Annotated in this window: 6 protein-coding genes; 2 read left to right on the top strand and 4 right to left on the bottom strand. The window is 70.9% G+C overall.

The window, feature by feature from the left end; all coding sequences use genetic code 11:
* Positions 1–535, bottom strand: a 535-nt coding sequence (locus MKK75_RS06785; protein ID WP_244041848.1) for a hypothetical protein, incomplete at its 3' end; no start/stop codon positions are given.
* 91 nt (positions 536–626) lie between these two features.
* Positions 627–1,790 carry a mandelate racemase/muconate lactonizing enzyme family protein gene (locus MKK75_RS06780; protein ID WP_244041847.1) on the bottom strand — a complete coding sequence of 388 codons (1,164 nt, stop codon included), beginning with the start codon at positions 1,788–1,790 and terminating at the stop codon, positions 627–629.
* Between the two features lie 125 nt (positions 1,791–1,915).
* On the opposite strand from MKK75_RS06780, the gene MKK75_RS06775 reads away from it, so the two are divergent.
* The gene (locus tag MKK75_RS06775) at positions 1,916–2,953 is read left to right on the top strand and encodes a LacI family DNA-binding transcriptional regulator (RefSeq protein WP_244041846.1); all 1,038 of its coding nucleotides are present in this window, start codon (positions 1,916–1,918) and stop codon (positions 2,951–2,953) included.
* Here the strand turns inward: MKK75_RS06775 and MKK75_RS06770 are convergent.
* The gene (locus tag MKK75_RS06770) at positions 2,923–4,260 is read right to left on the bottom strand and encodes an MFS transporter (protein WP_244041845.1); all 1,338 of its coding nucleotides are present in this window, start codon (positions 4,258–4,260) and stop codon (positions 2,923–2,925) included. The two genes, MKK75_RS06775 and MKK75_RS06770, sit on opposite strands and share 31 nt — an antisense overlap.
* A gap of 452 nt (positions 4,261–4,712) precedes the next feature.
* Here MKK75_RS06770 and MKK75_RS06765 point away from each other — a divergent pair, with 452 nt between their 5' ends.
* Positions 4,713–6,155, top strand: a complete 1,443-nt coding sequence (locus tag MKK75_RS06765) for an amidohydrolase family protein (protein ID WP_244041844.1) — start codon at positions 4,713–4,715, stop codon at positions 6,153–6,155.
* Between the two features lie 116 nt (positions 6,156–6,271).
* On the opposite strand, the gene MKK75_RS06760 is transcribed toward MKK75_RS06765, so the two are convergent.
* Positions 6,272–7,660 carry an amidase gene (locus tag MKK75_RS06760; RefSeq protein ID WP_244041843.1) on the bottom strand — a complete coding sequence of 463 codons (1,389 nt, stop codon included), beginning with the start codon at positions 7,658–7,660 and terminating at the stop codon, positions 6,272–6,274.
* Positions 7,661–7,665: the final 5 nt, after the last annotated feature.

Below are 7,665 nucleotides of genomic sequence, written 5' to 3'. Positions count from 1 at the left end.
CGAGGCGCCCGAGGCCGTAGGCCCGCGCCGCGGTCGCGCCGTATATCTTGCGCACGCCCGGCAGGATGCCGTGATTGACCACGGCGAAGCCCTGCGCCTCGCGCAGCGCCTTGCCCTGCAGGGTCGCCCCCAGCGCGTAGGGCGTGCAGAAGGCGCGCTGGTGGATGCCGAGGTGCCGGAGCCGAGCCACGACTCTCCCGAAGGCGCTCATCAAGCGCGAGGCGTAGCGCTCCTGCACCCGCGCGGCGAGGGCGGCCTCCCCGGCCTGCCCGCGCGTGTAGCTGGTCGCGGTGTGAGCCAGCACGACGACCTTCGGCTTGACCAGGCAGAGCAGGTCCATGTTCGCGTCGAGGCCGGCGATTTGCTCGCGGTTGCGCGCGTCCTGTCCCGCGAGGCTGCCGGTCTCGCCGGTCGCGTTCATCCGGGTGTAGTGGACCGAGACGCCCGGCACGGCGGCCAGAGCGCCCATCTCGACCTCGACCGTCGGATTACCCGGAGGAACCAGGAAGCCGAGGCGCGCCCGCCATCCCATCATACCTGCTCTCCTTCTCGCCGGACGTCCGGCCGGATCCTGCGCCCGGCGCCGTCAGCGGGGCGAACGCCCGGCCCGCTCCGCTCACCCCGCCTCACTGATCGATGACGAAGCCGTCGAGGTGCGGCCGCATGGCGATCGGCTTGACCAGCGGGGGCCGGATCTTCTGCGCGTCCGGCAGCAGGCTCATGCCGAGGCCCGGGCCGCGCGGGATCTCGACGAAGCCGTCCTTCGGCTCGGGCACCGCGTCGACCACGTCGTGGCCGAGGTGCTTCATCGTCGAGGTGAAGGTGCCGGCCTCGAAGCCCGTGGCGTATTCCTGGATCGCGAAATTCGGGATGGCGGCGGCGACCTGGAGACAGGCGGCGAGGCCGATCGGCGAGAGCGGGTTGTGCGGCACGACCTGCACGTGGCGCGCCTCGGCCATGGCGGCGACCTTCTTCATGCCGGTGATGCCGCCGCAGGTACAGACATCCACCCGTGCGAACTCGCAGGCGTTGCGCGCCAGGATCGTCTCGAACTCGTGGATCGTGCAGAAGCGCTCGCCCGTGGCGATCGGCACGCGAATCTTCTCGGCGATGCGCGCCATCGCGTCCGGGCCGTCCGGGCGCATCGGGTCCTCGACGAACATCGGCAGCGCGTCCTCGATGCCGTTCGTGAAGGTGATGGCCTCCGGCACCGTGAGGCGGCGGTGCAGTTCGACCAGCAGGTCGACCCGGTCGCCGACGACCTCGCGCATGCGATGCACGTTCCCGATGGCGTCGCGCATCTTGCGGATGTGGGTCTTGAACCAGACCTGATCGTCGCCCTCGTCGAGGAACGGATTGATGTGGCCGAAGGCGTTGAACCCGGCCTCCATCTTGCGCTGGCACTCCTCCAGGACCTTCTCGATCGTGTCCTCGTAGATGTGGCCGTAGATCCGGGCCTTTGTGCGCGCCGCCCCGCCGATCAGCTCGTGGATCGGCACCCCGAGCGCCTGACCCTTGATGTCCCACAGGGCGATGTCGATCGCCGAAATCGCCGAGTTGATCGCCAGACCCTGGAAGTAGCTGAAGCGGTGCATCACGTTCCAGTGATGCTCGATCGGGAAGGGGGACTTGCCGACGAGGTACTCGGCGAAGCGCTCGATCGCGGTGCCGGCAGTCCGGATGTGGCCCCAGATCCCCGCCTCCCCGACGCCGGTGATGCCCTCGTCAGTCTCGACGCGGGCATACATGAACTGCCCGACATGCAGCGGCTCGATCTTCGTGATCTTCATGCGATCGCCCTCTCGCTCGACCGCCTCGCCGATCGTGCGCGTTTTGGAAACGTTTCCAGCTAGCGCCGCGGCGCGTGCCCCGTCAAGGTGCGCCGTGGCCATGGGGCGATAGGGGAGGTCGGTGGTTGGGCGAGGGGCGACGTCCACCGGGCGGGAAGCCGGTCAGCATCACCGCGGTCGCCGAGCGGGCCGGCGTCGGTCTCGGCTCGGTCTCCCGCGTCCTGACCGGCAAGGGCTCGGTCAGCCCGGAGATGCTGCGGCGCGTCCGCGAGGCAGCCGAGAGCCTCGGCTACCAGCCGAACTTGCTCGCTCGGGGCCTGCGCAGCCGCGCGACGAACACGATCGGGTTCGTCATCTCGGACATCACCAATCCGCTGCTGGCGGCCATCGTCGGCGGTGCCGAGGCCGTGTTGAGCGAGGCGGGCTACTCGGTCCTGCTGACCAACTCCGGCGGGCGCCCGGAGGTCGACGCGCAGCGCATCGGCCTGCTGCTGCGCCGGCAGGTCGACGGGCTCATCGTCCTGCCGGCGTCCGAGGGCGATCCGGGCACGATCGCGGCGCTCGCGGGCGCGGGCGTTCCGGTCGTGGCCATCGACCGGGAACTGCCGGGCGTGCCCGAGGCGAGCGTCGTCCTGTCGGACCACTATACCGGGATCCTGGCCGCCACCCGTCACCTGTTCGAGACCGGCCACCGGCGCGTGGCCCTCGTGGCCGGGCCCGACATGCGGCCGGCCCGGGAGCGGCTGCGTGCCTACTCCGACGCTCACGCGCGCGCGGGCGTACCGCCGTTCGGCTTCACGTTCGGCCCGCTGTCGCCCGCCCGCGGCGCCGAGGCGGTGGGCGAACTGCTCCGTGCCGCAGAGCCACCGACCGCGATCATCCTCGGCGGCAATCAGCTCCTCGAGGGCGCGATCGAGGCGGCCCAGGGAAGCGGCGTGGCGATCGGCCGGGACCTCGCCCTCGTCTGCTGCGACGACATCCCGCTCGGCCGACTCCACCGGCCACCGATCCCGACGGTGATGCGCGACACCGACGGCATGGGCCGGTCCGCGGCGCGCGCCTTTCTGGCCCGCATCGCCGGCGAGACCCCACCGGCGGAGGTCATGGCGACGTGGTTCGACTCACGCGCAGATCAGGACAGGGTCGGCGCGGGATCGGGGTAGGCGGTCGCCGCGAGGTCGCGGCCGCGCGTCTCGGGGCCGAGCCACACGGCGACGGCGGTGATCAGGCCGAGCGCCGCGACGTAGAGGCCGACGAGCGTCGCGGACGGGTCGTAGGCGAGGAGCGCGGTCGCGATGATCGGCGCGAGGCCGCCGGCGAGGGGGGAGGTCACCTCCCGTGCCAGCGCGAACCCGGTGTAGCGGATCTGAGCCGGGAACATCTCGGTCAGCCACGGTCCCTGCGCCGCCGTCATCATGGTCTTGGCGCCGGCCGAGACGACGAGGAGACCGAGGTAGATCAGCGGGAGCGACTTCGTCGCCATCAGGAGGAAGAACGGGTACACGAGCGCGCCGGACAGGAGGCCGCCGAGCAGGTAGACCGGCTTGCGGCCGACCTTGTCGGAGACCCACCCGAAGAACGGCACCGTCGCGAACTGCGCGCAGGTGCAGACCATCAGGGCCGGCAGGATCTGGTTCTTGTCCAGGCCGAGATGGCGCGTCGCGTAGACGATGACGAACGACTCGTAGAAGTATGCCAGGGACCCGTCGCCGAGGCGGGCACCCCAGGCGCAGAAGAGCGGCCGGCGATAGTCCCGGAAGACCTCGCGCACGGGTGCATGCGCCTTCCTGCGCGTAGCGAGCTGCTCGAACACCGGCGTCTCGTGCAGGGTAGAGCGCAACACGAGGCCGACCGCGACCGCGATCAGGCTCAGCAGGAACGGGATCCGCCAACCCCAGGCTTCGAAAGCCGCGCCCGTCACGAGGGTCGACGAGAGCGTGAACGTGCCCAGCGAGAGGAGGAGCCCGAGCGCCACGCCGATATACGGCATGGCGCCGTAGAGCCCGCGCCGGTCCCGGGGCGCGTTCTCGATGACCATCAGGACGGCTCCCGCATACTCGGCCCCGGACCCGAGCCCCTGCACAGCGCGCAGCAGGATCAGCAGGACGGGCGCCCAGAGGCCGACCTGCGCGTAGGTCGGCAGCAACCCCATGAGCGTCGTCGCCCCGCCCATGAGGACGAGGGTGATGAGCAGCGTGTTCTTGCGGCCGATGCGGTCGCCGAGACGGCCGAACACGACGCTGCCGAGCGGGCGGACGAGGAAACCGATGGCGAAGGTCGCGTACGAGAGCAGTGTCCCGACGAGCGGATCGTACTGCGGGAAGAACAGCTTGTTGAGGATCGTCGCGGCCGCCGTGGCGAAGAGATAGTAGTCGTACCACTCGATGGCCGTCCCGACGATGGCGCCGATGACGGCCTTGCGCAGGTCGGTGGCGGAGGCCGGATGTGCGGCCAGCGACAGCGTCGTCACGATCCATCCTCCCGCCCAACCCGGGGCCACATGCCCGCTCGCGTTCTCTCGCACTCGTTTTGGAAACGTTTCCAGATGCAGTTGCGCGTGTCAAGGGAGGCGTGCAGCCGGACTGCGCACGACCTTTCTGACGGGTCTGATCGGTGCAGATGAGCCGAGCACGGCTCTTTGGAGAGCTGCGCCGGCCGAAGAGACGAAACCGGTGGGACGCCGACCTTCTTGATCTCGCGTAGGCACCCAGCGCCGACCATCGCCGCACACCCATCAGAGCGCGCTTTGGCGAAACAGGAGCCGTGCGCGCCGGCGGACCGCCGTTTGCATCGGGCGTCCGTCGAAGGTCGACTACGTGGCCCGACCGGACCGCTCTGCGTCGTTCCCTTGCGGCGGTTCTCGCGGCCTGGCTTCCTGAACGACCGCGGTGAGCGCGACGGCCGCCCCGAGGAGGTGAAGCAATGCCCCGTAAGACGCTGATCAAGAGAGCAGATTGGGCGATCGCCTGGGACCGGGCGACGAGCCAACATGTCTACCAGCGCGGTATCGACGTCGCTTTCACCGAGGATCGCATCCTCTACGTCGGTCCCGACTTCACGGGCCCTGCAGACCAGATTTTCGATGGGCGGGACCTGATGGTGATGCCCGGGCTCGTCGACGTTCACTCCCATCTCGGGCACGAACCGGCCTACCGCGGCATCCGCGAGGAGCACGGCGTCCCGAGCATGTACATGACCGGGCTGTACGAGCGCTCCCAAGCATTCGATACCACCGACCCCGGCCTGCGCTGCGCCGCCACCGAGGTCGCCCTGTGCGAACTGCTGAAGAGCGGTGTCACCAGCATCTGCGACATCACCGCGCCCTACGAAGGTTGGACCGAGACCGTCGCGAGAAGCGGCATTCGTGGCTTCCTCGCTCCCGGCTTCGCCTCGGCCCGCTGGCGCCTGGAGAACGGCCACAGCCTTGGCTTCGCCTGGGACGAGGCGGGCGGCCGGCGCGGCCTCGACACGGCCCTCACACTCATCGACAGCCTGCCTGCGCACCCGTCGGGCCGGCTCTCCGGCGTCGTGTCGCCGATGCAGATCGAGAACTGCACCGACGATCTCCTGCGCGACAGCCGGGCCGCCGCGCTCGAGCGCGGCATCCCTTTTACCCTGCACCTCTCTCAGGGCGTGCTCGAACTGCAGGAGATGGCGCGCCGACACGGGGTCACGTCGATCCGCCACGCGGCCGATCTCGGGATCCTCGGGCCGGGGACCATCCTCGGCCACGCCATCTTCCTCGACACCCATTCCTGGATCCGAGGCTGGACCCGCGATGACCTGCGCCTCTTGGCCGAGAGCGGCTGCGCGGTCGCGCACTGCCCGACGCCGTTCGCCCGCTATGGCCAGATCCTCGAGAGCTTCGGCGCCTACATGCGCGCCGGGATCACGATGGCGCTCGGCACCGACACGAGCCCGCACAATATGCTGGAGGAGATCCGCAAGGCCGGCACCTTCAGCCGGATCGCCGCCCGCGACATCACCGATGTCTCGACCGGCATGCTGTTCCACGCCGCGACTGTGGGCGGCGCGAGCGCACTGCTGCGCGACGATCTCGGCCGACTGGCTGTCGGTGGGCGTGCCGATATCGTGCTGGTGGATCTGAAGCAGCCCGACATGATGCCGGCCCGCGATCCGCTGCGCTCGCTCGTCTTCCATGCGGCCGACCGAGCCGTGCGGGACGTGTTCGTGGCGGGCCGTCAGGTGGTGTCAAACGGGCACGTGACAGATCTCGATCACCGTGCCGCGGCCGAGCGCCTTACCGAAGCCCAGGCGCGGATGATGGCCCTGTGCCCTAGCCGCGACTACCGCGGTCGGACTGTCGACGCGCTCACCCCGCTGAGTCTGCCTTTGCGCGGCTGAGGTCCGAGGGCGCGGCGTGAGCCGTCTTCCGGAACCTGCTGCCGACCCGTCCGCCGAGAAGATGTCGTCGATCGTAAGGCGAAGGATCGCATGACTGACGGGCGACGCAGCCTCGGTCAGACGACGACCGGCCGCAGCGCCTCGCCCATCCAGCGCGCGACTGCCGTCATCCGCGCGTCCGTGCCGGGCTGCCCGACGACCTGAATGCCCATCGGCAGGCCGCCCACGGCGGTGAGGGGGACCGTCACCACGGGTGCGCCGAGGAGCGAGCTCGGCGTGTTGAACACGGAATCCCCCGTCGGGCGCGGCGCGAGCGGCTCGCCGGGACGATCGCCCGACCAGGGCGGCGCCGGTCCGGGCGAGGCCGGCGCGATCAGCGCGTCGAGCGTGGGGGCGAGCGTCGCGTACACGGTGCGCACCGCCGCCCGCCGGCGCAGCAGATCCTGGTAGCCCGCGACACCCAGGCGCTCCGCGGTCGCGACCGTGGCCTTGGCCCGCGCGCTGACGCCGTCCGGGTGCTGCGCCACGAGGTTGCGGATCGCCCAGTGGTTCTCCCAGGCCGTGATCGTGTTGGCCATCTCGCGCACGCCGACGAGGGCGCGCTCGAGGCGTTCTATCGCGGGGGCGTCCCGGCGGCGCAGCACCGTGACGCCGGCGTCGGCGATCTGCGCCACCACCGCCTCGAAGGCCGCCCGCGACGCATCGTCGAGCGCCTCCCACCCCTCCGTCTCCATCACCGCCACGGTGAGCGGCCGGTGCGGGGCGGGCGGGTCCGCGGGGCCGGCGAGCGGGTCGCAGCCCGGATCGCCGCCGGCGCGGCGGGCGATCTCGATCGACACGCGCCACATATCCTCCGCGCAGGTCGCGTGCACGCCGTGCGTGCTCATGCTGGTCGCCTGCCGCTCGCCGCGGTTGATCGCGCCCTGGGACGGCTTCAGGGCCCAGTTCCCGCAATAGCTCGCCGGCCGGATGATCGAGCCGCCGACCTGGCTGCCGATCGCGGCCGGCACCATCCCGGCCGCGACCGCGGCGGCCGAGCCCGAGGACGACCCGCCCGGCGTGTGCGCCGGATCGAACGGGTTCGTCGTCGCCGGCGGGTGCGTGCCGCCGAGCTCGGCCGTGGTGGTCTTGCCGAGCACCACCGCCCCGGCCTCGCGCAGCGCCCAGATTGCGGCGTTGTCGCGTCGGGGAAAGTTGCCCGCGTAGGCCACGCAGCCCATCTCGGTCGGCATGTCGCGCGTCTCGAGGAGGTCCTTGATCCCCACCGGCATGCCGTCGATCGGCGAGAGCGGCCGCCCCGCCCGCCAGCGCAGGCCGCTCGCATCCGCGGCCTCCCGCGCGCCGGCCTCGTTCACGACCACGAAGGCCCGCACCGCAGGCTCGCGCTCGGCGATCGTCGCGAGGCAGCGTTCCAGGTAGGCGCGGGGCGAGTCGGCGCCTGCGCGGAACGTCTCCGCGGCGGCCTCGAAGCTCGGGGTCCGGCGATGCGGATCGTAGGTGCCCATCTCTG

The organism is Methylobacterium sp. J-030, assembly GCF_022829545.1.
Taxonomy (GTDB): domain Bacteria; phylum Pseudomonadota; class Alphaproteobacteria; order Rhizobiales; family Beijerinckiaceae; genus Methylobacterium.
This window is presented reverse-complemented; position numbering and strand designations above follow the sequence as displayed.

What these genes read in the sequence shown, in the direction of transcription:
- MKK75_RS06780 (WP_244041847.1), bottom strand. Translation starts at nt 1,790, where the DNA reads ATGAAGATCACGAAGATCGAGCCGCTGCATGTCGGGCAGTTCATGTAT.
- MKK75_RS06765 (WP_244041844.1), top strand. Translation starts at nt 4,713, where the DNA reads ATGCCCCGTAAGACGCTGATCAAGAGAGCAGATTGGGCGATCGCCTGG.
- MKK75_RS06760 (WP_244041843.1), bottom strand. Translation starts at nt 7,660, where the DNA reads ATGGGCACCTACGATCCGCATCGCCGGACCCCGAGCTTCGAGGCCGCC.